Source organism: Acetobacterium paludosum (assembly GCF_008086595.1).
Taxonomy (GTDB): Bacteria; Bacillota; Clostridia; order Eubacteriales; family Eubacteriaceae; genus Acetobacterium; species Acetobacterium paludosum.
In genome coordinates this window covers 45,330-68,583 of sequence record NZ_RXYA01000018.1, presented here as the reverse complement: position 1 = coordinate 68,583, position 23,254 = coordinate 45,330, and the positions used below count along the sequence as shown (strand labels likewise).

The following is a 23,254-nucleotide window of genomic DNA, read 5'->3' as shown; positions in this document are numbered from 1 at the left end:
AGAGCCTGAACATCTCTATCTTATCTGGAAAGGTGATTTTTGGGTATAACCTTTTACCCACCACCCGCATAGCAGGTGGTTTATTGTTTCATTCGCTATGCGAATGAAACAGACTAAAGTCTAATAAACTAAAAAAGGCCAGGTTTCCCTGACCTTTGTCTTCAGTCTGTAGCCCCTTAACCGGGGCTTTTCATAAAATTACAATTTGCTTATCAACTGCTACTTGTGTTTTAATGTAGAAAAGAAAGCGAGGTTGACATGAACGATTTGGAAACCACTCTTGACAAATATATGGACGATACATACAAAGAAATGGAGGCAATTACCGATAATGAGTCACTGAAAATGCTTCGGGATATGGCTCTTGGCGCAATCCTATACTGCTTTAAAGCCGGTATTATCGCGGAATCCGATAAATGTACGCTGATTGATAAGATTAATTTAGAATACGGGATAAAATGGCAGTATTTATTGAAGGAAAAAGCTTTAGGATCAAGCCATTAATACAACTTTTTCAACAGCCTAGCCTAAGAATCTAAAATCATCCGCGTCCATCAGCTGATCGTCTTTTGATTTGAATGTTTCCGGATCCGGTCCCTCAATGTACGCATACCACTTTAAATTGTGTTTGTCGTGGTAGACGGCTGTTTCCTTCATATTAATCAGGATCGTGTATTTGGAGCCGACCCCACCGCCCGGGAAAACGGTGTTGGTTTCTTCCTTTAAAATTTCGGTGATTAGATAGGACTTGCTGTTTAACGTGATTAAGACTGGCAGCTCAGCACCCTGATATTTAATTGTTTCGACTTGAATTATATGTTTTTGCTTCATGTCTCGATTATATTATCATTTATGATAATTGTAAATCATTAATTATTATTTAACAAAAATGTCAATAAAAAAAGAGCCACCCCGTTAAGAGATGGCTCTTTTAACATAATTTATTTTAAGCAGCAGTGCATAGCTAAATGTTTATACCATATTTTTATATAAAAATATGGTATAAACATAGCAGCCTACATGGAATAATAACCTTATTGGTTATAAATGCCCGCCCCGTAAAGGCCCGAAGACTCCGGCAGCTTATTTTAAAAATAATTGTAAATCCCCTGAGCCACAGCCTCGCCATACGCCTGAGCGTTTAGCAAAATATCGATGTCAGCCCGAATACTGCCCGTCTCAAAAATGCAGGCGGTCATATCAGTCGTGTTGACTTCCAGCTGATCGCCCTCCTGAATAACTCCACGGGTCCCGATCCCCATTCTAGCCATAACCGCATTATTAACACAATTAGCTAAATTCATGCCAGAATCACTTCCGGGGTAAATAATTGGTAACGTACCGCTGGGAGCTGCATTATAATCGCAATGTAAAGAGATATAAATATCTGTTCCTAAACTATTTGCCAGTGCCACGCCAACAATAATATTTTTATCGTTATCGGTATCGGCATCGCTCGAAACGTTCAGCCCCCATTCACGCAATTTTGCAACGGCTACTTTACCGATGGCTAACATTAAATCGGCTTCGGTGTAATTTCCATCCACGCATCCGCTGTCCCATGAACCATCTTGGCTAATTCCGTGTCCTACCGCTAAATAAATGTTGCCGGATTTTGAACCATGATTGCCTGATACTTGCGGTTGCGCTGGCTCCGGTGCTTTAACATATTGTTTAAAACCGTCAGCGCCCGATACTTTCAGATCAATATTTTTGGGTAAAACCAAAATCCTGATTGTTTCCAGTCTTAAACTCCCACCCGCTGTTCCGGCAACCTCACCGTCTCTACACCAATTCATCCAACCGATTTTTTCGCACTGCGCTTGATACCACACAGACAAATCAGCAACGTCATTGCCAAATAGCAAAATTTTAATTGCTTCTATTCGTCGGGATTCGTTTGTAGTTCCAGATGTTTGCCCGTTCTGAACTTCGGCTTGCCAGCCAAAATCTTGGAGGTATGTTTGGTATCGGATGCCAGCATCCAACGTGCCAACATCTTCCAGCTTAATTTCAATGGCCTCCATGCGCAAACCTTGCCCGACTGTACCACTTTCTTCACCCTGCTTAACCCAATTCTGGTAAGCTAGGTTTTGCAAGTAAGACCGATATTTTGAGTACATTATGCTGTCACCTGCGGTTCTGTTGGTGTAACCATGCTATTTATCTGTGTAATAACAGCACTTGCCTGTTCTGCTGTGAGGGTTGGGGCTGTTGCTACCACCGTAGTTTCTGGTGTAACTGCCGTTTCTGGTTCAGTTTCCGCGGTTTCAGCTTTTAATTGTTGTTCTTTTATAATATCTTCCGCGGTTTGGGAAATACTTATTTTTGCCATTGTTACCGGCGAATCTTTAAAACCTAAAGTGCTGGTATCGATAAATAGCCCAATAATGTAGATAAAAATAATCCACACTACATAGGGGTTCGCAATCGCCGCGCCTAGGGTATTAGTAACAACGCCCCAATTAGTAACGTCCGTCCCCTGAATGCCAAAGTATCCACCAATAATACTAAAAATACCGATCACTGTTCCTAGCCAAAAAGCTGGGTTTTGCACTTTTATTTTTAAATTCATTTATTTTTCTCCTTTTCCAGTAAAGAAAAGCAGGTTTTCACCTGCTCCTTTAGCTTCGCAATGTCTCGGTCGATCGCGCTGAACTTATCGTCCGATTTGTCGATTTTGAATATTAACGACTTTAGATCGTTCAATATATTTTCCAGTTTTGTTTCAATTACTCCCAGCCGCTCCGCGTCTTTGTTGTCGCTTCGCCGCCAGCTCAGGAATCCAAACAGAATTCCGGCGCCCCCGACAATATAAGCAAATACTTCCGCTAACTCCATAAAATCCCCCTTTCAGTTTCCAAATAAAAAAGCAGCCGTTAAGCTGCTAAATAATATTATTAATAAGTAAAAGGGAGGTTTCCCTCCCCTTAGGCGTGTTATTAGTTTTCCATTTTCAACGTACCGGGGGTTTGCGGCGTAGCTAAAATAACCGCGCATTGTTCTGCGGTTATAAATTTTGGCACGCATGCCATTACCCATTCTTGGCTAACTCTAGCCATTACCCATTGCCCTAAAATATAGTTATACATAGTAACACCTCCTTTCGTATATTATTTATATCGTCATTATTGCGTTTACAGCATCTTCAACATTCGACATTCTAATTTCAATTACTTTTTCGGATGATTTCGGTATATTTTCTAGGATGGGGATATTTGGTGTAACCGAAACATCAACCCCTATTCCATCTGTAACTTTTAATTGTTTTCCTTCGGGAATTTCTACCCATAAAAACTGTACTCCACCTTGCGGCTCTCGAATCGAACCCGCCATTGTTGATATAATATAACCTGCGTTATCGTAAATTATTAATGTATTCATTTATTTTCCCTTTCTATTTTTTTATTCAATTGCTACCCAGCGCGTTGATCCACTTTGGACTGGTGCGCTAAAGTTTAAACGGAACCCTGTTGCATTAACCCAACTTCCATCATCGCTAAAAAATCTGAGACTGCTTGACGAGTTCATTATTCCGTTGATATAGCACGGCTCCCCCGCCAAGTCGCTCCAACTTTTCATATATATTGCAAAGCTACACGCTGACGCATTACCACTGATGATGCATATTGTAGATGGGGCAAATGTTAAATTACTAATTGCCAGCTGGGTGACATAATTAGCAAAAGCTACGCTTCCGCTCGCTTTTCTTGCTGCCGATCCACCTACATTAAATATGTTTTTTCCACTCAAAATATTACCTGCAATTAAATCAGTGTCGCCAAGTACTTTTCCATCTGTAGCAGCACCGCCGTAATACCCTTGTGCAATTGCTTGATCTATAGTTCCTGGTGAAATTATAATTCCTGCATTGACTTTGTTTGGCAGCGTTTTGCATCGCTGCAATCTGGTCTTTCTGCGCGTCAGTAAATACAACGCCTTGCTTTGTTAGTCTGGACAATCCAGCTTCTGGATCGTTCAAAGCTTTCCCAAGTGTTTGGGCGGCGCTTGTGGCATCCATGCCCATAGCCGTTGCCATATCCTGGCTTGCTTTAATTGCAGTTGGGAAAACGTCACTTCCAACACCCGTAAATGTCAACATCATATTTTCTGCTTCGATGGTTGCACCTTTGGAATATTCAGTGACCTTACCTTGTGCATCAGCTAAACTTAGCAATGCATCTTTGGACATTCCGGCCGCACTACCAGTAGATGCCAAAACAGCATCCATTTGTGCCATACGCTGTTGACCGGCGGCGGCACTTTGGACCATGTCTTTTATTCCTATTCCTGCGCCGAGAATAGCTGCAGCTTTTACCGCAACGGACGCCACACTACTCATACTGCTTTTCAGGCTGTCGGTAGCCTTGTTCATAGAATTGATTCCGCTGGCGTCACCTTTAAACCCAATGCTGAAGAATAAACTTCTTAGATCCGCCATGATTTACCTCCTTTCCAGCATAAAAAAATAGCGTCTCGCAATGAAGTGCTATTTTGTACTGCTATTCTTTTTGCAAAGCTCAATATAAAAGTCAAGCGCTGCGTTTGCTTCTCGAAGTTCGTCTTCAAGCATATTACAAGCTTCTGTGTATGAAATAACTCCTTCCATGACTAACCGCCAAAAATACCATTGTTCTTTTACCAGCTTCTTGTAATATGATTTTGACTTATTCCTCTTCAAGTTGGAACTTCATCGCTGCTGTTGTCAGCGCTATCAATTCTTTTGTGGTATAGTCGTCCATTTTCACTTTAGGATCGGCGACGATGTGCTTCAACAATTCGTCATATAGTGTTTCAAGAATTGGCTGTCCGTCTCTTCCTGTTGCTCTCTGATTCATTTTCAGGAATTGACGTGACGGTACCTCTTGAAATGTATATTCTTTATCACCCACTGTTACTTTTTCTTGTCTTAGATCGCTCATATCTTTATCTCCTTATTTATTCTTTAGTTTTGTAATCTATTGCGAAAAACTCATACTCTCGCTCGGATGAGGTTGCACCCCATTTTTTATCAGGCGTTTTTTTGACTCTTCCTTTTGTGCAACTGGCATTAATGCCGCCCGTTGTTGAGTCAATTACCTGCACCGGAACTAGTACCCCTGTGTTTGCTAATTTTTCATATTGGGCGCATGCAGGAGACGTGCTCTGTACCTTCACCTTAAAAAATCCGGTTTTATTATTGATTTCATTTAGAATAACGTCGCCTTGTGCCCCGACCGACTCTTTGAAATTGTCCTCGTTTTGTCCGCACGATACCGCATCGTCTCCATCGGATAGTCCTGTTGCAATCACTCCGTCAACGATAAAACTGATATCATTAAAATCATAAGTATTTATATCTGGCATTTGTTTTTCTCCTTCCTAGGCAATCAGATCTCCGCTGATTGCTCCACCTTCAATAGCGCCATCAAGATAAGCTTCCCATGTAATCCCGTCGTATTCTCTATTCGCGCGATCCGCTTGTGACATTTCGGCACGTGATTTGTAGACAATGCTGAATTGAGGTACCTTATTTTCAATTAGGATAATTCCCTGCAATGTCGCTTTATTTAATACATTCGTCGCAACGCCAACGAGCGATGCAATGCCGTTCCCTGAATATCCTATTTTTTCCACGCTAACAGCCAAATCATGCATTTCTTTTTCCATATTGTAGTTGATCCAGTCTTCGCCTAAAACTACGTCAAAATGTTCACCTGACGCTGTTTGAGACCCAGTTGTTTCTAGATTTCCCATCTCTTCAATGTAGGTAACCCCATGCGCAGCGCGTAATACGGCTAATTGAGGATCAGTGATATTTGCCTCCACAATACCAGTAACTTTTTTGAATTTAGCGGTTGCACTCCCGATATCATGGGTTAACATATAAGACAGTAGCCCTTCCATCATGTACGCATCGGCAGAATCGTGAAACCCGATGAATGTACGTTTTGATTTTGCAGTGCCAATGTCAGTCAAGACTTGTGTTGTCGCGACGTATACTTTAGTTTTCGTATCAACCCAGGTATCGAGTGCTGTAATGGTTGCCGTGGCATTATCCGTGCAAACTAAGGCATACCAATTTTTATTAACAACCGTGTCTAACTTTGCTGTAATCTCTGCCGGTGTCGCTGTCGCTTCCCCAATAATTGCAATTCCCGACGGGCTTAATTCTTGGTTAAAGATTCGCGCCGCCATTTTATAGGTGTCTGTTGTAATTACAAAATCCACTAAGACAGCTGCTAAGTCTGCGTATACTTTGTATTCGTGATCAGTATCTGTCTCAAAAAGCAGAATACCGCCAAATTCCTGGCGGACTTCAGCGGCTGTGCTAAGCTTTATCGTCGATTTAAAGTCATTTAATCTACTCATTTATTCCTCCTGTTATATTAAAATTTTCTATCGTCTCTACGATTCGAGATGCTTCACTTGTTATCCGAATAATCGCATCAAATCCATACCGATGCTCGTAATTGTCAACAATCAAAACGCTTCGGTCCCCAACCGCTTCAATGCTTGTCACTACCGCATTAATGTCTTTAAGCTCGTAATACAAGTTATGGTTGAGTGTATCCAACGCCATCTGGGACAAACCAATCGCGTCAAATTCAGCCGCCGCATAAGCAATAAAGCTAATTGTAAAAGCTGGCTGTTCAATGGCTGTTTCCTTAATGTCATACTCAAATAGCGGATTCACACTCGCTATCAGTTCTCGTTCCATGATGGGCTGACCATTCGGTTTTATTCGGGCTGTAGTGATTTTGTAACTTAAAAACGGATAACCCGGCTTATCACCGACGTTATCCGTTGGAACTACAGGAGCATTTAACAGTTCATGTAGTCTCTTGACTATTAATTTTGTTACGGTTACGGCGCTCATTAGCTGTCACCTCGCTTTATGATATAAACATGCAGACCACCGCCGAACTGCGAATAATCCTTATCTTCCAGAATGGTGTATGGTGTCCCGCCATGATTGATCTTTTCACCAGTATCAAAGGAATTGTAGGTGTACAATTTCCGGTCATCGACGGTGTAAGTTCCACCTGAGTCATATTTCAGGTCCTTGTAAGATAGTGGCAATACAGCACCTTTAAAACTGATTTCGGTTGGCGCTCCATCTACCCATATACCGCCATTTTCGTAATCGTAATGTCCTTCTGCGCGGCTTGTCCGTGTTAATGTTGCCATAACCATTCCTGGCATTTTAGGTCCTATCATTTCTTCACAACCTCATAAGTTATTTTTTGCCTTAATTCCCCACTATCCATCAGAGGATTAGTTTTCCCACCCTTTTTCTCAATGGTATAAGGATGATCCGCTGGTGATTTTAAATCTGTCATGAATTTTTGAATAAAGCCAACACAATATAAGCCAACTTGGTCGGTAAATTGGTTAACGGTTATTTCGGACATGATTACTTTTTTAAGTAAGTTTTCCATTAGTTTCTCTAATTTAACTTTGTTTTGATCGTATCCGCTACGGATAAAACTTCGTTCGGGGATGGTGATGTGGTCAGTTTCTTTTTTGAGATGCAATCCCGTAGCCCCAAGATACTTACGCATTTTATCAGTCACTTCAATTTGCCATCCGTACTCATTAACATGTGCAATCATCAGGATCTTTGAATCAGCTTTACCCGATAAGATCCCCACGTGGATTTCAAAATTCGATAGTTCTTTAAGGATATTTAACAGTTTATCAACATTGTTGACATCTTTAATGCTTGTCTCCATTAGATTCTCACCTCACGATATCGTAAGATTGTAGGCAAAACAGATTGCATATATTCCTTATCCCACGTCCAGCTTACGTCGGAAATCGAGAAGGATTTAAGGCCTTCCGTTCCTTGTTCAGTCAGTGCCACTAAACCATTGATCATGCGGTATGCTGATAATTCCAGATCATACGGTAATGTCCGGGGTTCTAATGTGGTTGCATCTTTCGGCAATATATAGCCAGCTGTGTAGCTGATCTCAATGTTGCTGGACCGTTGCACCATAAAGTTAGAAATGCCCTGTTGCAGGCCGGATGCGCCCCATGGGCGAATACCCTCAATGATCCCCGACTCTTCGAAGGAATAATCTAGCTCATTAACCAGGCTTCCATTGGTCTTAATCTCAGCCACTTCTAGCAATGGGTAATTCTTTGTTTTGATGGTCAGCCGATTATTGCCTTTAGCCTTTTCGGTATATTGGGATTTCTTGATCTTACGCCCAAGGATATTTTCAATCTCTTGACTTGCGGAATTGATAAGAAACTGTAGTTTGACATCGTTGCTCGTGTCAGTGTTGGCAATACCGGATAGACTTTTGAGGTCGGCTAACGTCATTAATGCATTATCTGCAATGTCCATGGTCCACCTACTTCCCGGCTTTAGCTGCCTTTGTTTCTTCCGGTGCTGTTACTTTTTGTTCTGTTGGCGCAGCTTCTAGGTTCTCGGCATAGCCTTTGATAATAAAGGCATCGGCCATCCACTTGGGAAGATCATATTCGGTGCCAGCCTCAAAGTGCTGAATGGTTATCCCGTCAACGCTCCCCGGTGCATTTTCTAACATCTTTATTTTCATGGTGTGTTCCACCCTTTCTTTAACCTGTTTCGGCGTAATCTCGCCAGTTTTTAAATCAATAATGCTTGTCTCATCAACATGATCAAAAACTGACGATTGATTAAATAACATTATTTATACTGCGATCCCGTTGGTGCAAATTGCGGATTACCTAAAATCGCTACAGCACTAATGGCCCCACCAGTAGTGACGTTAGTGGTGGTTATTGATAGGCGCACATAGCGTTTGTTCCCACGGTATCCGATACGGGTTGTCTTATTGTCGTCGGTATCAGCGGTAAAAGACGCCCCTGCCTCAAGGCCTAATAGATCCGCATCTGCTACTAATGCAGCATCGGTAAGAGCAGCGTTATCTCCCTCCATTAACGATACGGCATAATCGCCGTCGGTAATGGTTCCAGCCTTTACAATAAAAGTAAGACTATTAAATCCTGCTGTATCGATAATCTCCCCGTTTACCGTAGTATTTGTGGTAATTGCCTGGCTGTTAAATGCGTTTTGCTGCTTGATGTTGTTGTACATATCTTTCATTATTTATAATCCTCCTTAGGACAATTTCAGTTTCTTAATAGCCTGATCATTGATAACCTGGCCGCCAACCTGTTTGGTAGTGTAAAACAACACGTTTGGTTTCGAGGTGTATGGATCCCGTACCGTTCTTAAGCCTTGCCTATCGACAATCCTATAGGCCGAGAAGTCGCCATATAACAATGGAGTTGCGCCAGTTACCAAAACCCCTGCTGATGCTGCATTCGGCATATCATCCGCAATTTGGTAAGTGTCACCTAAAATCATGTTTGGTTTATCTACCTGAGACGATGGTTGCCATAAATACTGGTCATTCTTGTCTTTTAAGGTTCGAATATAAGCCAGCGTGAAACGGTTCATCATGAAGTTGGCATTGATTGCAAACTGTTGTCTTAATTCGGCTTGAAGACCAATTAGCGAATCGAAGGTAAGCGTATTTGTGATAGTTGATACCTGATTGCTGACCAGTAATCCTTCTGGTTGATTGATCCCAGTGCCATTGATGAAAGCGTATCCTTCTTTTCTTGCCATCAGATCAGCGATTCTTTGGTTGATGTATGATTCGAAGTTAAAAGCAGGATCGTCAATCAGTTGCTGAGTGGCTGTTGGCTGTGCGTACATTTCGTGAAGCGTGATTCTTAACATTTCTAACGTTCCAGTAGCAGTTTCTGGTCGCGCTTGTCGCTCGCCGACCCACCCTGATTCAAAATCAGTATTTCCCTCACGTGGGATTAACAGCGCATTTCCTGTAGATATCGTTGATTTGCTGGCTACCTGACGAACTGGTGAGAAATCTCTGATTCTTGCGATGATAGTTGTTTCCATTTGTGGTGGTAGCATATATCCGCCATCTGGGTCACTATCAGTTGATAATGCCTTTACTTCGGGAACAACGCCTTTTCTCATGTAATCCATCATAGCTTTGGTCTCAGCGGTTTGCTCTTTTCCATCGCCGATACTGGGGGATGTATTAACCCGTTGCATCTTCACTTCAATGTCGTCCATTTTCTTTTGCATTGTTTCAACTAGGCCTTTAACCTCACCAGTGGCCATACCATACTCTTTTACTTCTTTTTGCAGTTGATCATTCGCTTCTTTAAAATTCACAAACGCTTTGTTCATGTCTTCAATCATTTGTTTTTGGTCTAATCCCATTCCTACACCTCATCCTTTTTAATATTTTTTGCGTAATCTAAAAAACCCTCATAAAGGGTTTTGAATTCCAAATCTTCATCATCGCTTTTACCGCCAGCATCATCCTGAGGTTCGCCATCGTCCGTCGTATCATCAATCATGGCTTTCTGGATCTTGTCCCAGTTGCACCCCATTACCTCCGATACAGCTTTCATAATGCCCTGCAACCGCTCCGCATTGGGCTTTGATATCGCTGCCCCAGCCTTAATTTCACGCATAAAAATACTCGATGCTTTTTCGACTAGTTCGGTCGCGTCGAGTTGTTTTTGCATTTGTTCAGTTGCGTTTATAATCTTTGTACATAAATCCAGCATCGCTTGATGGTACTGCGTTAGCGTTGTATCAATCAAAGCGATCTTTTGCACGTTGTTCGTATCGCAATCATTCATAATACTTGCCATGCTTTCGTTCAATGCACTTTGTATCTGCCATCGTAGTTGCTCAAGGTCTCCCATTTCAAGAGCATCATTAAGCATAATGGCTTTTGCTCCTATCTTAAATTCCAATTTCTCACCGCCTTCCAACGATTTAACACTTCCCCTTACATTTTGTGCCATTGGGTTCATGGGGAAAGTAACCCTGGACCCTTCCATAATGTCAATATCATTTAAATCTCTAATCGTCTGCTTTCCTTCGGTTACGTATTTGTAATCCAGCGTGTTATAACCAATGCTGTATTTCACCGGCACACCGTCCGTTTCAGCCCGTTTTAATAAGGCATAGTGTTGGAATGCCTCAGGAAATATGATCGATCCCTCGTTCTTTTCAAGATAAAGAGTTACATTTGCATTGATCCCATCAGAGGTAGAAAACAAGTCCATATGGCCATGCTCTGTACCTACCTGGTGCTGTTTTAACAGTGGTATCTTCTTACCACTATTACGAGTTGCAATGCTTGGCATTACCCTGTCATATCCTAAATCGATATTGTTATAGGGGCTTAGCAAGATAACCGCCGTTCCCATATCTCCGTCCATTTTTACATCAGAAACTTTTACTTCAAATTCTTTATATTCGATTGTCAATTCACCACCACCTTTCGTATTGGATTAGATATGATGATCACCGCCTTCCGTTATTCAAAACCAGCTGGGCATTCTATACACCTGCAATTCACTATTTCACTAGGGTCTCCGTCCGGATCGCCGGGATGCATGAGCCCATTACTAAACGGTTCACCCATCGGTTGTACTTCCTTGTCAAGTTCATCATGCCATTCACGAACGGCTTCATCGCCTGCCGTTACCCATTCTCTTTTTTCGATGCCAGCATCGCTTTGAGCCTTGTGATTACCGAACATAATTGAGTTGTGAACCTCGGTATTGGCTATGGCTCGTGCTCTTCCAACAGAGTTAATCTCTTCCAGATTACTAATGGAATCTGCCATTTCCGCATTACTTGCGCCGTTTTTCAAGCCATCCGCGATAATCCGTTTGATCTGGTCCTTTGTTGTATCCATGACATAGGTGACTTGCTCAGCCGCATGTGCTTTGGCCCACGCCATCAATGCATCGTTTTGAATTGCTTCGATACCGTCTAATTTCAAGGCAAAGAGTTCATTAGCCATGTTATAGCCAAGGCCCAAGTTCTCTTGATACAGTTTCATGATGATATCGGTCATAATCGTTTGCTCGGAATCCCAGTTTAATATTTTCTTTACAATAGCGCCTGCTTCATCCTCACCATCATCTTTATGCTCAAATGATTTGCCTTTGATTGATTTGATCCGTTTTCCTTGGTCAATGAAATACTTCCCAATAATTTTTACTTGTTTATCAACTGAATGATCAATAACCTTGTTGAATGCAAATAGCGCCTTTTCTTTTCTTACGCTTTTGGTCTCACCTCCCCTGGGTAATGATTTAAAATTTGTTGTGTTTGATGTATCCGCGCTCTTTGGTGGTATGTCACTACCTTCCGGGATGTCAACATAGGACATCGGGATCCGGTAGACGTTCAGTCCGTCTTTGGCATCCAGTCCCACATATTCCCGCTTGTCATTCTCTGTCATGAAGGTAGCACCGCTTACCATGTCGAACTTCTCTTTGATGTTCTCCTGCATCTCTGCAATGTCGCTTAGGTCAAAATAAAAGAACTCGCCATCTGCGAGCCCTAAGAATTGTCCAAGTTCGTCTGCTAGCTCTCGTAAGAGTGGCAGAGTAGTTTCGGTATACAGGGACTTTTTCGCCTCTGATTTATTGTTGTATGATGAAAATTCATTGAAGCCAATTAGGATTGGATCAACACCAAGTGCTGCGCACATCTCCACGATGGTCTGTTTTGAGGCGTTTAACCAGTCGGTGTCTTTGGGGTTAGTGCCGAAGTCCTCAAATGTTGCGCCGCCCTCCAAGAGCATGTAGCCCCCGGGGTTATCGCCGTTATATTCAGACTTCATGCTATCTTTTAGTCTGTCTAGTGCTATTTGTCCCAATGACTCTTTTAAAACAATAGCGCCGTCTTTCTTAGCCCCGTTTTTCATCATGCTATAGTTCCATTGTTTGATAGCATTGTTTTGATCGATGATACGTGCAATAGGGCCTAGTAAGCTCATGCCTCTGCCTAACCCGTCGTATTCATCCATGGGATTAAATGATTTCCAATGTAAGATGTTTTCGGGTTCGATAGGAATGTTTGACGCTGCTGTATAAATAAATGACTCAATCGGGTTATCGGCGCTTCTACCGAACTTAACGTCACACCGGTCAGGCCTATAGCAATAAAGCTCTTTTACTGTATCGCCAGCCGTTATCTTATGAATAAAGGTATTCCCTTCGATGTAAAAAAACTTAATCGCTCTCTCTAAAAACTTAGCCTGCCCTTGCATCGGGTTCGGGTTCTCAATTAACATCTTCATAGGATGATTTGGGATCTTCTGAAGCTTCCCGTCTTTGTCGTAGGTGGCTACTTCCCAGTTTACCGCCGTTGCTGCCTTGACTATCTTGTCCAGGCATGCATAAACCACGAAGTTCTGGTATCCTTCCTTACACATATTGTTATAATTGACTTCGGTGTGCTTTTGGATACCGCCATTAATCATCAATATCTTTGTAAATACAGAATTATCGCTTAATGAAAATGTCTTGACCGCCCATTTTTGAAATTTATTCAATCTGTTTCTCACCTCCCTATCCGTGTGATTCTGAATTCTGACCTGCTTAATACCGTATAGCAAAAATAGCGTACAGCATCCATGCAATGATCGTGATCTTTTATCGGCTTATCCTCACCACGGTCTGCTGCTTTTTTATCCCAGATGTAATTGCCAAACTCTTTAATGGTATTAGTGCAATTGTCCATAAATTGTATTTTGCCTTGGTCAATTGCTGTGCCAGTAACGCGGATACCGTCAATAACATCATTGTTTGCTTTTTTAATTGATAATCCTCTGTTCTGCAGCTCTGCAATAAATGACGCTGCTGAAGGGTCAATAATGATTTGCTCAATCTGCCTGCCATTAATAAGCTCAATCAAGTCATCAGCAAAATTGCTGTCAGTCTTTTGTTTCCCTTTTTCTCTGCCTGAGTAATAATATTCTTCGGTGCAATACCATTTACCAGATACGCCACGTTCCCACAATAAAAAAACGGTCGCATTTTGCGTACCGTAGTCACATGAGATATAGCGCTCAATTGTCAATTCCTCTGGTACTTTGTGGATCACATGCTTATCAGGGTCAAACATGTCATAGATAATGCCCTGTGCAATGGTCCATAGTCCAAGGATGTACCGTTTATAAAATACGCCGGTATACATGGATTTGTAACGAGCCTTGATCTTTTCAGATAAAGACAAATTGTCATCCATGGTGAAGTGTAGGTAAAGAAGATTCTTTTTATCAATCTCATTAATCCAGTTGACCTTAAACCAGTGATAAGGGCCATCTGGGTTACAGTTAAACCAGAACTTTGATCCATCCACGGAGCAACGCCCAGTTGCTTGATTGACAAACGATTCAGGCATCAAAGCGACTTCATCAAAGAATACGCCGGCAAGGGTGATCCCCTGGATAAGATCCTGGGAACGTTCATCTTTACCACCAAAAACATAAAAGTAATTGGTTATGCCTTTTCTGGTGACTGTTACCAGGTTATCTGCCCGGTTATCGTGGACTTTATAGCCCCGGGACTTGAGCATTAGTTTCAACCAGAATAAAACATTACGCCGGAATGAACCAATGGTCTTTCCGCACATCCCAAAGTTTTGGCCGTTGAATGTCTCCATGGCCCATATCACGAACGATAACGACATGGATAAGGTTTTGCCTGACCGGATTGCTCCATCGGCTATAATCCCGTCTTTGTCATGAGCCGGGCTTTCTGGCATCCACCAGGATAAAACTTTCTTCTGCTTTCGGGAGAACGGTTTGAACTTGAAGAACGCTTTCTTAATCGTCGGGTTCATCAGTTAACCATCTTGGCGCATTTAAACAGATTCTTACGTTTGATATTTTCAAACATTTGAATCTCATTATTGCATTTACTCTTCTCTTGAATTTCATTCTTGCATGGAGACTATTTCTTGCTCTAATGTAAAAAATATCTGTTGCCTTTCTGCCACTATCCAAAAACAATATATTTGCTTTGTATAATTTAATCTTCATTATCCCACACCTCCAAAGCATTGCCTTTCAGTGCTTCAAGAAATCCGTCATCCTCATAAGTTTCGGGATCGCCATTAATCTTAACCATTTCAAGTTTCATTTTGTCGATGCGCGCCCGTTGCTCTTCGGTAGCCATGCTGGATCGTGTCAGCTCATCATATTGTTTGATCATGCTTTCCAGTGTCTTCATTGCCCGGGATTGCGCTTGTAAAAAATTAGCATGTTTATCCCATGCATATTGGATATCATAGGATGTTGCTAAACCATCACATGCAATTTCTTTCGTCATGTCCGATTGGTCTCGGACGTACATTAAGTTTTGCGCTCGGATGATGGCAGTGTATTGGAGCTGGATATTATCCCATAACAAGTCAATTGGGTTTGAACGCTCGATGCTCTGCATGATCTCCATCGTTTCGGCAGGTAGCCATTTTGAAAAGAAGCCGTGGCGCTCAGCGTTTTTATTTTCTTCGGGAGCTCCATGGCCAACTGAATTTTTATTTCCTTTTTGCCCACCTTTTCTGTTTGCAACGTTGCGTTTTTTTGTTTGCAACGTTGCATCCCATTGATATCTTTTTTTCCAACTGCGAATGGTGCCTTCAGGTATTTCTAGTTGACTTGCAATCTCAACTAATTTCATGCCTTTTTCATATAGCTTTTTAGCTTGCTCTATCTTTTCATTCGGTGCTCTTGGCAATCTCACCACCTCTCATTCGTTTGTTTTGCAAAGCTTAATCGCTACTCTGCATCCAGCTTACAAACCCCACTGCCCTCATAATTGCATTCCCATCGGTGTATGCAGAACAAGCATTTATTCTCTGTCACAGCCGTTTCCCTTGCTTTGATCGAGTTATCCATCATCCCAGCCAGTACCCTGCAATTTTCATCGAATACGAATTTTTCATTAACATGTTTTTGATCCATGCTTTTTCTCCTTACTCTCTACCTTATAATCAAAGCCCTTGTAACCGCAAATCAGGCACGGTTCCATGATCTTTTGATTTGGATCAACTCGCTTGATTGTCTGGCTCTCATCTTCTCGAATCACATCAGCGCACCGATTGCAGAGTGTTAATATTTCTTTATGTGTCATTGTGATTACATCCTTGGTAGATCACACACCCGGTAGCCTTGCGCGGATCCTTGAGCGTTTGTTTGTCAAGGCACTCACCGTCCCGGTAATGTTCGCATTCGTTTCGGTCACATTTATTATCTATCATCGATTAGCACCAATCTTTCTTCATCGTTATGAAATTATCGTATTCCCCGTCAAAATAGACGACACAGCCGCCATTTAACAGCCACTCAAGGTCTTCTTTCGATAGCCCAATTTCCCCGAATGCTGTACTTTGTGATACTGACTTTCGCCCATCAAAAGTATTTGGTATACGCTTTGTATATTCCATGGCTTTCATCTCCTATATTTGTTTTAAAATAGCCTTTGACCCATAAATCATTCCATACTTATATCCGCATTTGCTCAGCCCATAAAAATATACATTTCTTCTGCGGTTGTCATCCCATCGGCATATCATTATTATTTTTGATCTATCATATCCGGTATCTTCTCTTATAAATTTTTCAAATTCCAAAATTTTGCTTCTTGCCCACATCAGCCCTTTTAATCCATCTTTTCCAGTTTGTTCAAGTTCTGGATATGGGGCTTTTTTCTTGTGCTTCGTAACTAAAAAGATGTTAAAATAAACGATTTTTTTCGTCCAATCTTCTTGAAACTCAATCCTGATGGTTTGGCCACTGGGTAAAATTTCGGCATCAAAGTAATCACGGTATTGATCATTAATTGTGTACTTAAACATTCCGGGTTCACCTCTTGAATTTTTTTCATGAAAAAAGCACCCTTTCGGATGCCTGTATAATTTATTTGGCGGAAGATGAAGGAATCGAACCTTCTCAGGTGTTACCCTGCCATTGCTTAGCAAGCAAGCCTATTACCGGTCTAGCAATCTTCCATGGCTCTCACAATAGGACTCGAACCTATAACCTTTTGAGTAACAGTCAACTGCACTACCAATTGTGCTATGCGAGAATATCAAAGCCTTTTAACGTCGTGCTCAGGACCTAACTTTCCCATGCGTCTGTGTAAATCATAATTAAATGTGGCTCTATTCGGAACCTTCCACATTTTATATTATAAATTTTTTTCTATTGAAATTGTCGGCAATGATGATTATTTTATCTTGACTAGCTCCAATGCTTCATTCGTCAGGTTGTACACCTGCTTTACGCTGTAATGCATCTTTTCGGCAATCTCGCCTTGGCTTAGACATTCGATATAGGTCAGCTGCAATACCGTCCGCAATTTTGGTATTTTCACTGAATCCAGGCATCCCATGATTTCAGTTCTTATCCGAACAGACTCTTCTATCTCCGCTTTTATCTGTTCTTGTAGTGGCAGCCACTCAATGATTTTATCTCCCATATCCATGCATGCGCCCCCACGCGGCATGTCTGTGATAATATTTGTCATTTTAGTGGCTTTCGTCATCAGCCGTTCAATCTCCCGTTCAAGGCTGTTGGTTAACTCTATTTGATACTCATATCCCCTGAGTATTTCATCTTTCCGCTTGTCCTTTGGCCTGCAAACCGCTTTACTTGACATCCGCTTCCCCCTCTGATAAAATAATTTTACTTGGTATTCTATCGGGGGCGGAAGCTCCTTTTTTTATGTCAACTAATATGGTTCCTGCATTTTAACCTTTCAACTTTTTCTTCAAATTGATGTAATAACAATTTTTCGGTTTCTATATCTTTTTCCTCTGCATCCGGGCGATTGATATAATATTGCAATGCGTGTTTAATTATTTGTGCTTCTTTGTACTCGGTCATTTAAAGCCTCCTTTGGTAACTCCAGCCGATGATCCTCAGCATATATTTGTTCTAATTTCCCCCAATAGTCCCTGTTCACTTCGTTAAATCTTTTAAGCTTATAATTTTCTTCCACCAACTTACAGTTATCATCTCTAAACCGTTTGAGGTTTCTTTCAAATTCGGCTATTATCTCTCTACCTGCTGTGCCGTACCACGACGTAGTATATTCTTCATTTTCGGCGATCTCATTCTTTTGCGCCCGAATCGTTTGATTTTTTTCAATGATCACTGATGCCGCGATCAAAATCAAAACCAGCTGAACCATTATGATTAATTCGTAGTTCATTTAAAACCTCCTATAATTTCCATAACCGCCAACGCAAAACATCTGGCCCCTGTAATTCGGCATATACATGTATTTCTTCACGTTGCTTTTTATCCGATATTCGCTTTGGTAGATTTTCTTTTTCTCTGGAATTGAATAGCAAAGCTCAAAAGTGTCTTGATACCACTCGCTTATTAACTCAATTGTTGGCCGCATCGCTTTTTCAACAGCTTCCATTAGCTCTTTGGCGAAAAAACCTACTTTTCCAATTGCTTCATAAATTTCAGTAATTTGTTGGCTGCTATACCCCATGTTTTTGCAAGCTCCGTAAAACGAGTCGTTTTCTATCTTTTCTACTCTAAAACCTTCCCATCCAACGTCTTGAGCATAGGCTCGATACCAAACATATTTTTCACCCATATTTTTTTCACAATATCCCCTCTCATTCTCAAATAACCAACTGGAAACCAACGCTCATCCATACTTACTTTCACAGATATTAAAAACGTTCTATCGTCAAAACAATGTGATATCTTAATTGAGTAATCTTTCGGAACGAATGCCGGTACTATCTGCTCTATCTCTCCGGAAATAATTCTTAAGATATCTTCTTTTTCATCGCTTTGCCTATAATTTGGGTCATAACATTTCCTGTGGTAGAAAAAACAATATTTTTTATTCGCACTCATTTTCCCATCGCAAATCCTATTAAATTGTGGGCATCCATCGCATATATTTTGATTACTCATCCTCTCGCCTCCTTGTCTCACGGCATGGCAATGCATCTTCCCATTTCGAATGCTGCTTCTGGAATCCACTTTGCAGGTACGTTTGAAAGCACATTTCACAAACATAGTTTTCTCTTTTTTCCCCATTCTTTTCATGTTCGCATGTCCCGCAGCTTATAAGTCTTTTCATCCTTCCGGTCATCATTCCACCTCACTTCTCAGATATTTCTTAACCGCCTCATCGCATCGGTATTTCGTTTTTTCGCAGCCCCTGCAATATTGCTTGCACATTTCAGCCATTAGATTATTTATTTCTGATGCTAGTTCGATATCGTTCATCTGTTTAATCTGTTCGGCTTTTTTCATTCTTCCACCTCGCCTATATATTCAATAAACATTTCCCGTTCATCATCTGTATATGGCTTATTCTCATTCATCCTTTGCAATTTCCGGAATTCTTCATGCTTTTTCATAATCCACTGGGTGTATAAAATTAAATCGCATTGGTCGCCTGCTTTTAATCCCAGATGGTTAATGTATGCTAAAAAATACGGTTGGTAATATTTGCTTAGATCAATCTGCTCCATCTTCCGCCTCCCATTCTGAATCTTCTTCTCCCGTACCGCAGAGCCTGCAATTAATATCATTTTTGCTGTTTTTATGTTCACAGTTGTGACAAGGCTTTTCTTTCACCTCGATTAATGGGCAAGCTTTGTATCTTGCATTCTGCTGTTCTCGTGGGTCAAATTCAGAAAACCTGATTAAAAAGTTCTCATTATCCATTGCTAAGCATCCCCAATTATAAAATCCAGAAGCAAGTGTATGCGGGAATCCATTAAATATTGAGAATCTACAGGTAAAGCAGCTTTCCGGCATTTCCATATCAATCTTGATCATCGTCGTCACCGCCACCGTTATTATTATTTACAATAGGCACTATAAACACATGGTTTGCATAAGCAAGATTAATATTGCTTGGTATATAAGCTTTACTGTATATAGGGTTTGAATTGGCTTTCGTATATGATTTTGCCGCACTTGATATTTTTGGTACGGCTGTCGCTTTGGATGCTGAAGACTCGTGCGCTGTCGTCGCTTCTGATGTGGTAGAATGTGTTGCTGATGATTCTGTTGCCGTTACATGCGAGCTAGTCGTCGTATGCGCGCTCGATGATGCATGTGCTCCACCTGATGCCCCTTTTGCATAAATGGCGCTAGTTGGCATCGCAAAAATCATTACTGCTACCAAAATATATAGTATTATTTTTCTCATTTTTGCACCTCCTCAGTATCAATTTCGGCTATGCAGTATTCAAAATATGAACCATATAAATGGCCACCGTTGGCTAGTAATTCCTTTTCAAATTCGCCAAGTTGCTCATACGTTTTTGTGTAACTACTTTTAATCCCAGATTTTTCAGTCATTGTTATTTTATATGCTTTCATCGCTGCACCTCCAATAATTCTGGGTTGTCGTGGATGTTGCCAACAATATAAAGTGCCAAGAAATCTCCCTCATCTATAGCTGCCCAATCTATTGTATTTTCGTAAACGTCGCATCCAATTTCTTTTAGTAAAAAGCTGCATTCTTCTTCAATCCAAACTACAATAAATTTTCGTCCACTTTCGTCGTCACACAAAATATCACCATCGAAAATTCTGCTTTCTTCTAAGTCGTTCCGCCCAGTGTACTGGCCGACGGTTTCAGGTCTTACGTCATACCCTAGTTTTATGTTCACGCTAATTCCATCATCAGAAAATTCTTTAACAATCAGCGTCGACCTTTTAGTTTTTATTAAAAACCCCTCGACCCACTCATTATCATTAATCACCTTCCCCCGAAAAATTATTTCACGATTCATTTTCGTACCTCTCAAATTCATACACGAACACCCACGGGTTAGCATCCCATCCGAACTCAGGGAGGTCTTTTTTCTTGATGGTGGAGTTCCAGAGATTTTTAAATCTTACCTTTGCATCATTGCAGTGGTAGCAATCAATCTCAATATATCCTAATGTTTTCGAATCGTAAGTTCCTAAAACTCCTTCTCCCTTGCATTCTGGGCAGAATACAGGTTCCATAGGCCAACCTGTAGGAACCCCTTCTTTTTCCGCTTGTTCGTCAGTTATATCCTGCAACCGCTCCACCCGAACGCCAGTGACTTTCAGGAAGATTCTGGCAGCTTCGCGTGGCATGTGGATGGATGGAACCTTCTTCCATGTTTTTGTTAGCGGGCTATTTGGGCTCACTTCGTTTAAATATCTCCACCCACCGTGCGTCGGGCTCTTGTAAAATGTTTCCCGTACCCATAAGATCTCGCCGATTTGATATTTCGGCTTGATATACCCTTTTTCGCCAATATGGTTATTATCGTTATAAACAACTACCACCTCGCCATCCTCTTTATCAATCCATATATTTTCTATAATCGCTTCCCTGTGCGGCTTTACCACCCGCCGTGTTACCGTCTTCCGTCTGTCAAGAAGTGCTTGCACCATTTCTGTATTAAATAAAATTGGTTTCATTCCTCCGCCTCGCATTCTTCCACTGGTTCAAATAATACCGTTTTCCCTTGAACTTCTAATATTTCTAACCGCTCATCATGTTTTTTGCAATGATTCCCGATACGTTCCGAGCATTTAAAACAATTCATGATTCCTCCATATTTCTAGTCCAGCAAGCTTACTTGCTGATCAAGACAATTCTCTTCGATATATTTTTTTGAAAATTCAATGCAATCCTTTTGATTGTCAAAATTCCGGGATAAAATAATATAATCTGCTTGGATTTTTATTTCGTTTTCCCAACCGTCTGGGCTAAATAATATCCCGTTGTATTTGTAACTGCATTTTCTGTTTCCGATTTCACGATAAGTGTATTTTTTATTTTTCAGGAATCGTGTCATAACTCCAATTGGGTCTTTGCATTTTTTAAACTTAACCCACGTTTCTCTTGACTTTAGTTGGTAAACGTAGCTGCCATCAACTTTATCTTGATGCACTTGGTAGCGCACACCGTTATGGATTAAATATGGCTCCACGCCTGATTCGTATTTAAATTTTACTTTTTCCATAAGACACTCCTTTGTTCCTATGAAGCCATGGTTCTTTCAACTCCCACAACATTTGCCAATACCAATTCCTTCGCAAATACTGGTGGCACTGCATTTCCACACCGCTTTACTTGTTCTGTTTTAGTTATCTTTTTTCCATCTGCATCGTGATCAATAATATAGGCTGGAGGAAATCCGTTTGCTGTGAATAATTCCCTGGGTTCCAGCATCCGCATGCCGATATCAACTATCTGGTATTCAACGCCTTTGACAATAATTAAACCAAAACGGTCCTTACTCACGATGGTTCCAATGGGTTCTTTGAGATCTTGCCCAATACCCTGTCCGTAATATTTTATAAGGAAAGCTCTAACTTCTCCCAGGTGCCCAGGGCCCGCAACAATTGTATTTACCGGATCTCTGGAATCAGTGCCGATCATGTGATTATTCATCTGGATAATGTGGGATGATATCAGCCCATATCTAGGACTGCTATCAATCGTCATGATGGGTTCATCTATCGCTTGCCCTCTGACTTCGTGATCCAGCGTTTCAGAATGGTATTGAATCAACATAGATGTTTGATCTTTAATAAAAAACGGATCAGGATTATTAATAATAAACTTTTCTATTCCCCTTGCTATCCGCTCCATCGTTTTATCTGCCAACGGCCGTACTGTTCGCAATCCGTGTTTTTCCATAATCTCTTCTTTTGTATCAAAGATTGATGGGCATGGTTTACTAAAATCCATCACATCAGCAACCGGAGTATACGGTTTTAGCTTTCCGGACAATACTTCAATGCTTTTTCGTGGCCCATGGCTTTTCTTTGGCCACAATATTGGTAAACCGTCACACCTTGCCACCATAAAAAACCTTTTTCTTCTGGTTGGTGCCCCATAATCAGCTGCTACCAGTTCTCGAAACTCAACATGATAGCCAATGATCTTAAGCTGTTCTACGAAACTATTAAATGTCTCGCCGGTTTTGTTTTTATCCGGCTGATTATCCTCGCCAAGTGGCCCCCATGTTTTAAATTCTTCCACGTTTTCCAAAATAATGACCGCTGGCCGTACTTGCATCGCCCATTTTACTGCTACCCACGCAAGCCCCCGGATGTTTTTATCTCTTGGTTTTCCACCTTTTGCTTTGCTAAAATGGGTGCAGTCCGGGGAGAACCACGCTAAATCTACTGGTTGGCCTTTGCATACTTCGTTTGGGTCCACATCCCATACATTCTCACAATAATGCTTTGTATGTGGATGATTTGCCTTATGCATTGCAATTGCTCCCGGATCATGATTGATCGCTACATCGACATGCCTACCCATAGCCTGCTCTATTCCCTCAGAGGCACCGCCGCCCCCAGCAAAGTTGTCAATTATTAACCCCATATATCGTTCCTCATTGCTTCCTCTTCCCGCAGAAAAATGCGCAGATCAGGATATT

Annotated in this window: 42 protein-coding genes and 2 tRNA genes; 1 reads left to right on the top strand and 43 read right to left on the bottom strand. The window is 41.3% G+C overall.

Going from position 1 to position 23,254, the window contains the following annotated elements; translation table 11 throughout:
* Nucleotides 1-258 precede the first annotated feature (258 nt).
* Nucleotides 259-504 (top strand): hypothetical protein, encoded by a 246-nt coding sequence (locus tag FZC41_RS16305; RefSeq protein ID WP_148568517.1) that lies wholly within the window; start codon nucleotides 259-261, stop codon nucleotides 502-504.
* A gap of 18 nt (nucleotides 505-522) precedes the next feature.
* On the opposite strand, the gene FZC41_RS16300 is transcribed toward FZC41_RS16305, so the two are convergent.
* The 43 genes from FZC41_RS16300 to FZC41_RS16115 form a co-directional block, all read right to left on the bottom strand.
* Complete coding sequence (locus FZC41_RS16300; RefSeq protein WP_148568516.1) at nucleotides 523-831, bottom strand: hypothetical protein; 309 nt, start codon at nucleotides 829-831, stop codon at nucleotides 523-525.
* A 257-nt stretch (nucleotides 832-1,088) separates the two neighbouring features.
* Nucleotides 1,089-2,123 carry an N-acetylmuramoyl-L-alanine amidase gene (locus tag FZC41_RS16295; protein ID WP_148568515.1) on the bottom strand — a complete coding sequence of 345 codons (1,035 nt, stop codon included), beginning with the start codon at nucleotides 2,121-2,123 and terminating at the stop codon, nucleotides 1,089-1,091.
* On the bottom strand, nucleotides 2,123-2,575 hold the full coding sequence (locus FZC41_RS16290; protein WP_148568514.1) for a phage holin: 453 nt from the start codon (nucleotides 2,573-2,575) through the stop codon (nucleotides 2,123-2,125). Before FZC41_RS16290 ends, FZC41_RS16295 begins: the two co-directional genes overlap by 1 nt.
* On the bottom strand, nucleotides 2,572-2,841 hold the full coding sequence (locus FZC41_RS16285) for a hypothetical protein (protein ID WP_148568513.1): 270 nt from the start codon (nucleotides 2,839-2,841) through the stop codon (nucleotides 2,572-2,574). The genes FZC41_RS16290 and FZC41_RS16285 overlap by 4 nt, the downstream gene beginning before the upstream one ends.
* A 101-nt stretch (nucleotides 2,842-2,942) precedes the next feature.
* Complete coding sequence (locus FZC41_RS17455) at nucleotides 2,943-3,092, bottom strand: hypothetical protein (RefSeq protein ID WP_170254039.1); 150 nt, start codon at nucleotides 3,090-3,092, stop codon at nucleotides 2,943-2,945.
* 25 nt (nucleotides 3,093-3,117) lie between these two features.
* Nucleotides 3,118-3,384 carry a hypothetical protein gene (locus FZC41_RS16280; protein ID WP_148568512.1) on the bottom strand — a complete coding sequence of 89 codons (267 nt, stop codon included), beginning with the start codon at nucleotides 3,382-3,384 and terminating at the stop codon, nucleotides 3,118-3,120.
* A gap of 388 nt (nucleotides 3,385-3,772) precedes the next feature.
* Nucleotides 3,773-4,441, bottom strand: a complete 669-nt coding sequence (locus FZC41_RS16275) for a phage tail length tape measure family protein (RefSeq protein WP_148568511.1) — start codon at nucleotides 4,439-4,441, stop codon at nucleotides 3,773-3,775.
* A 226-nt stretch (nucleotides 4,442-4,667) separates the two neighbouring features.
* Nucleotides 4,668-4,922, bottom strand: coding sequence for a hypothetical protein (locus FZC41_RS16270; RefSeq protein ID WP_148568510.1), 255 nt, complete (start codon nucleotides 4,920-4,922; stop codon nucleotides 4,668-4,670).
* A gap of 16 nt (nucleotides 4,923-4,938) precedes the next feature.
* Nucleotides 4,939-5,346 (bottom strand): phage structural protein, encoded by a 408-nt coding sequence (locus FZC41_RS16265; protein ID WP_148568509.1) that lies wholly within the window; start codon nucleotides 5,344-5,346, stop codon nucleotides 4,939-4,941.
* A 15-nt stretch (nucleotides 5,347-5,361) separates the two neighbouring features.
* Nucleotides 5,362-6,351, bottom strand: a complete 990-nt coding sequence (locus FZC41_RS16260; RefSeq protein ID WP_148568508.1) for a DUF3383 family protein — start codon at nucleotides 6,349-6,351, stop codon at nucleotides 5,362-5,364.
* Nucleotides 6,344-6,859, bottom strand: a complete 516-nt coding sequence (locus tag FZC41_RS16255; RefSeq protein ID WP_148568507.1) for a phage neck terminator protein — start codon at nucleotides 6,857-6,859, stop codon at nucleotides 6,344-6,346. Before FZC41_RS16255 ends, FZC41_RS16260 begins: the two co-directional genes overlap by 8 nt.
* Nucleotides 6,859-7,200, bottom strand: coding sequence for a hypothetical protein (locus tag FZC41_RS16250; protein WP_148568506.1), 342 nt, complete (start codon nucleotides 7,198-7,200; stop codon nucleotides 6,859-6,861). The genes FZC41_RS16255 and FZC41_RS16250 overlap by 1 nt, the downstream gene beginning before the upstream one ends.
* Entirely contained in the window at nucleotides 7,197-7,715 is a 519-nt protein-coding gene (locus FZC41_RS16245; RefSeq protein WP_148568505.1) for a hypothetical protein, read from the bottom strand. Before FZC41_RS16245 ends, FZC41_RS16250 begins: the two co-directional genes overlap by 4 nt.
* Nucleotides 7,715-8,335, bottom strand: coding sequence for a phage head-tail connector protein (locus FZC41_RS16240; protein WP_148568504.1), 621 nt, complete (start codon nucleotides 8,333-8,335; stop codon nucleotides 7,715-7,717). Before FZC41_RS16240 ends, FZC41_RS16245 begins: the two co-directional genes overlap by 1 nt.
* 7 nt (nucleotides 8,336-8,342) lie before the next feature.
* Nucleotides 8,343-8,660, bottom strand: a complete 318-nt coding sequence (locus tag FZC41_RS16235; protein WP_148568503.1) for a hypothetical protein — start codon at nucleotides 8,658-8,660, stop codon at nucleotides 8,343-8,345.
* Complete coding sequence (locus FZC41_RS16230; RefSeq protein ID WP_148568502.1) at nucleotides 8,660-9,079, bottom strand: hypothetical protein; 420 nt, start codon at nucleotides 9,077-9,079, stop codon at nucleotides 8,660-8,662. The genes FZC41_RS16235 and FZC41_RS16230 overlap by 1 nt, the downstream gene beginning before the upstream one ends.
* 15 nt (nucleotides 9,080-9,094) lie before the next feature.
* Complete coding sequence (locus FZC41_RS16225; RefSeq protein WP_148568501.1) at nucleotides 9,095-10,231, bottom strand: phage major capsid protein; 1,137 nt, start codon at nucleotides 10,229-10,231, stop codon at nucleotides 9,095-9,097.
* A gap of 2 nt (nucleotides 10,232-10,233) precedes the next feature.
* A complete protein-coding gene (locus FZC41_RS16220) occupies nucleotides 10,234-11,295 on the bottom strand; it encodes an HK97 family phage prohead protease (protein WP_148568500.1) in 1,062 nt (353 codons plus the stop codon).
* 50 nt (nucleotides 11,296-11,345) lie between these two features.
* Nucleotides 11,346-13,379 carry a phage portal protein gene (locus FZC41_RS16215; protein ID WP_148568499.1) on the bottom strand — a complete coding sequence of 678 codons (2,034 nt, stop codon included), beginning with the start codon at nucleotides 13,377-13,379 and terminating at the stop codon, nucleotides 11,346-11,348.
* 8 nt (nucleotides 13,380-13,387) lie between these two features.
* Nucleotides 13,388-14,671, bottom strand: coding sequence for a PBSX family phage terminase large subunit (locus tag FZC41_RS16210; protein WP_148568498.1), 1,284 nt, complete (start codon nucleotides 14,669-14,671; stop codon nucleotides 13,388-13,390).
* A complete protein-coding gene (locus tag FZC41_RS16205) occupies nucleotides 14,655-14,870 on the bottom strand; it encodes a hypothetical protein (RefSeq protein WP_148568497.1) in 216 nt (71 codons plus the stop codon). The genes FZC41_RS16210 and FZC41_RS16205 overlap by 17 nt, the downstream gene beginning before the upstream one ends.
* Entirely contained in the window at nucleotides 14,860-15,567 is a 708-nt protein-coding gene (gene terS, locus FZC41_RS16200; protein WP_148568496.1) for a phage terminase small subunit, read from the bottom strand. Before terS ends, FZC41_RS16205 begins: the two co-directional genes overlap by 11 nt.
* Nucleotides 15,568-15,608: 41 nt before the next feature.
* Nucleotides 15,609-15,794: a hypothetical protein gene (locus tag FZC41_RS16195; RefSeq protein ID WP_148568495.1), complete on the bottom strand. Its 186-nt coding sequence runs from the start codon at nucleotides 15,792-15,794 to the stop codon at nucleotides 15,609-15,611.
* Entirely contained in the window at nucleotides 15,775-15,963 is a 189-nt protein-coding gene (locus tag FZC41_RS16190; RefSeq protein ID WP_148568494.1) for a hypothetical protein, read from the bottom strand. Before FZC41_RS16190 ends, FZC41_RS16195 begins: the two co-directional genes overlap by 20 nt.
* 130 nt (nucleotides 15,964-16,093) lie before the next feature.
* Nucleotides 16,094-16,276 (bottom strand): hypothetical protein, encoded by a 183-nt coding sequence (locus tag FZC41_RS16185; RefSeq protein ID WP_148568493.1) that lies wholly within the window; start codon nucleotides 16,274-16,276, stop codon nucleotides 16,094-16,096.
* A 12-nt stretch (nucleotides 16,277-16,288) separates the two neighbouring features.
* Nucleotides 16,289-16,687 carry a hypothetical protein gene (locus FZC41_RS16180; protein WP_148568492.1) on the bottom strand — a complete coding sequence of 133 codons (399 nt, stop codon included), beginning with the start codon at nucleotides 16,685-16,687 and terminating at the stop codon, nucleotides 16,289-16,291.
* A gap of 66 nt (nucleotides 16,688-16,753) precedes the next feature.
* A tRNA-Ser gene (locus FZC41_RS16175) sits at nucleotides 16,754-16,840 on the bottom strand.
* Nucleotide 16,841: 1 nt separating this feature from the next.
* Nucleotides 16,842-16,917: transfer RNA gene (locus FZC41_RS16170), tRNA-Asn, on the bottom strand.
* Nucleotides 16,918-17,058: 141 nt separating this feature from the next.
* Nucleotides 17,059-17,490, bottom strand: coding sequence for a DUF1492 domain-containing protein (locus tag FZC41_RS16165; protein WP_148568491.1), 432 nt, complete (start codon nucleotides 17,488-17,490; stop codon nucleotides 17,059-17,061).
* Between the two features lie 68 nt (nucleotides 17,491-17,558).
* Nucleotides 17,559-17,717 (bottom strand): hypothetical protein, encoded by a 159-nt coding sequence (locus FZC41_RS17450; RefSeq protein WP_170254038.1) that lies wholly within the window; start codon nucleotides 17,715-17,717, stop codon nucleotides 17,559-17,561.
* Complete coding sequence (locus tag FZC41_RS16160) at nucleotides 17,686-18,045, bottom strand: hypothetical protein (RefSeq protein WP_148568490.1); 360 nt, start codon at nucleotides 18,043-18,045, stop codon at nucleotides 17,686-17,688. Before FZC41_RS16160 ends, FZC41_RS17450 begins: the two co-directional genes overlap by 32 nt.
* The gene (locus FZC41_RS16155) at nucleotides 18,046-18,444 is read right to left on the bottom strand and encodes a hypothetical protein (RefSeq protein ID WP_148568489.1); all 399 of its coding nucleotides are present in this window, start codon (nucleotides 18,442-18,444) and stop codon (nucleotides 18,046-18,048) included. It lies immediately after the preceding gene.
* Nucleotides 18,378-18,773: a hypothetical protein gene (locus FZC41_RS16150; RefSeq protein ID WP_148568488.1), complete on the bottom strand. Its 396-nt coding sequence runs from the start codon at nucleotides 18,771-18,773 to the stop codon at nucleotides 18,378-18,380. The genes FZC41_RS16155 and FZC41_RS16150 overlap by 67 nt, the downstream gene beginning before the upstream one ends.
* A gap of 180 nt (nucleotides 18,774-18,953) precedes the next feature.
* The gene (locus FZC41_RS17440) at nucleotides 18,954-19,118 is read right to left on the bottom strand and encodes a hypothetical protein (protein WP_170254036.1); all 165 of its coding nucleotides are present in this window, start codon (nucleotides 19,116-19,118) and stop codon (nucleotides 18,954-18,956) included.
* Entirely contained in the window at nucleotides 19,115-19,339 is a 225-nt protein-coding gene (locus tag FZC41_RS16145) for a hypothetical protein (RefSeq protein ID WP_148568487.1), read from the bottom strand. The genes FZC41_RS17440 and FZC41_RS16145 overlap by 4 nt, the downstream gene beginning before the upstream one ends.
* Entirely contained in the window at nucleotides 19,326-19,649 is a 324-nt protein-coding gene (locus FZC41_RS16140; RefSeq protein ID WP_148568486.1) for a hypothetical protein, read from the bottom strand. Before FZC41_RS16140 ends, FZC41_RS16145 begins: the two co-directional genes overlap by 14 nt.
* Complete coding sequence (locus FZC41_RS16135; RefSeq protein ID WP_148568485.1) at nucleotides 19,636-20,025, bottom strand: hypothetical protein; 390 nt, start codon at nucleotides 20,023-20,025, stop codon at nucleotides 19,636-19,638. Before FZC41_RS16135 ends, FZC41_RS16140 begins: the two co-directional genes overlap by 14 nt.
* Nucleotides 20,022-20,198 carry a hypothetical protein gene (locus FZC41_RS17435; protein WP_170254035.1) on the bottom strand — a complete coding sequence of 59 codons (177 nt, stop codon included), beginning with the start codon at nucleotides 20,196-20,198 and terminating at the stop codon, nucleotides 20,022-20,024. Before FZC41_RS17435 ends, FZC41_RS16135 begins: the two co-directional genes overlap by 4 nt.
* On the bottom strand, nucleotides 20,195-20,614 hold the full coding sequence (locus FZC41_RS16130) for a YopX family protein (RefSeq protein ID WP_170254034.1): 420 nt from the start codon (nucleotides 20,612-20,614) through the stop codon (nucleotides 20,195-20,197). The genes FZC41_RS17435 and FZC41_RS16130 overlap by 4 nt, the downstream gene beginning before the upstream one ends.
* Nucleotides 20,604-21,278, bottom strand: coding sequence for a hypothetical protein (locus tag FZC41_RS16125; RefSeq protein ID WP_148568483.1), 675 nt, complete (start codon nucleotides 21,276-21,278; stop codon nucleotides 20,604-20,606). Before FZC41_RS16125 ends, FZC41_RS16130 begins: the two co-directional genes overlap by 11 nt.
* Complete coding sequence (locus tag FZC41_RS17755; RefSeq protein WP_279235194.1) at nucleotides 21,275-21,406, bottom strand: hypothetical protein; 132 nt, start codon at nucleotides 21,404-21,406, stop codon at nucleotides 21,275-21,277. Before FZC41_RS17755 ends, FZC41_RS16125 begins: the two co-directional genes overlap by 4 nt.
* Before the next feature lie 15 nt (nucleotides 21,407-21,421).
* Nucleotides 21,422-21,826: a hypothetical protein gene (locus FZC41_RS16120; RefSeq protein WP_148568482.1), complete on the bottom strand. Its 405-nt coding sequence runs from the start codon at nucleotides 21,824-21,826 to the stop codon at nucleotides 21,422-21,424.
* Nucleotides 21,827-21,843: 17 nt separating this feature from the next.
* Nucleotides 21,844-23,199 carry a DNA cytosine methyltransferase gene (locus FZC41_RS16115; protein WP_148568481.1) on the bottom strand — a complete coding sequence of 452 codons (1,356 nt, stop codon included), beginning with the start codon at nucleotides 23,197-23,199 and terminating at the stop codon, nucleotides 21,844-21,846.
* Nucleotides 23,200-23,254 lie beyond the last annotated feature (55 nt).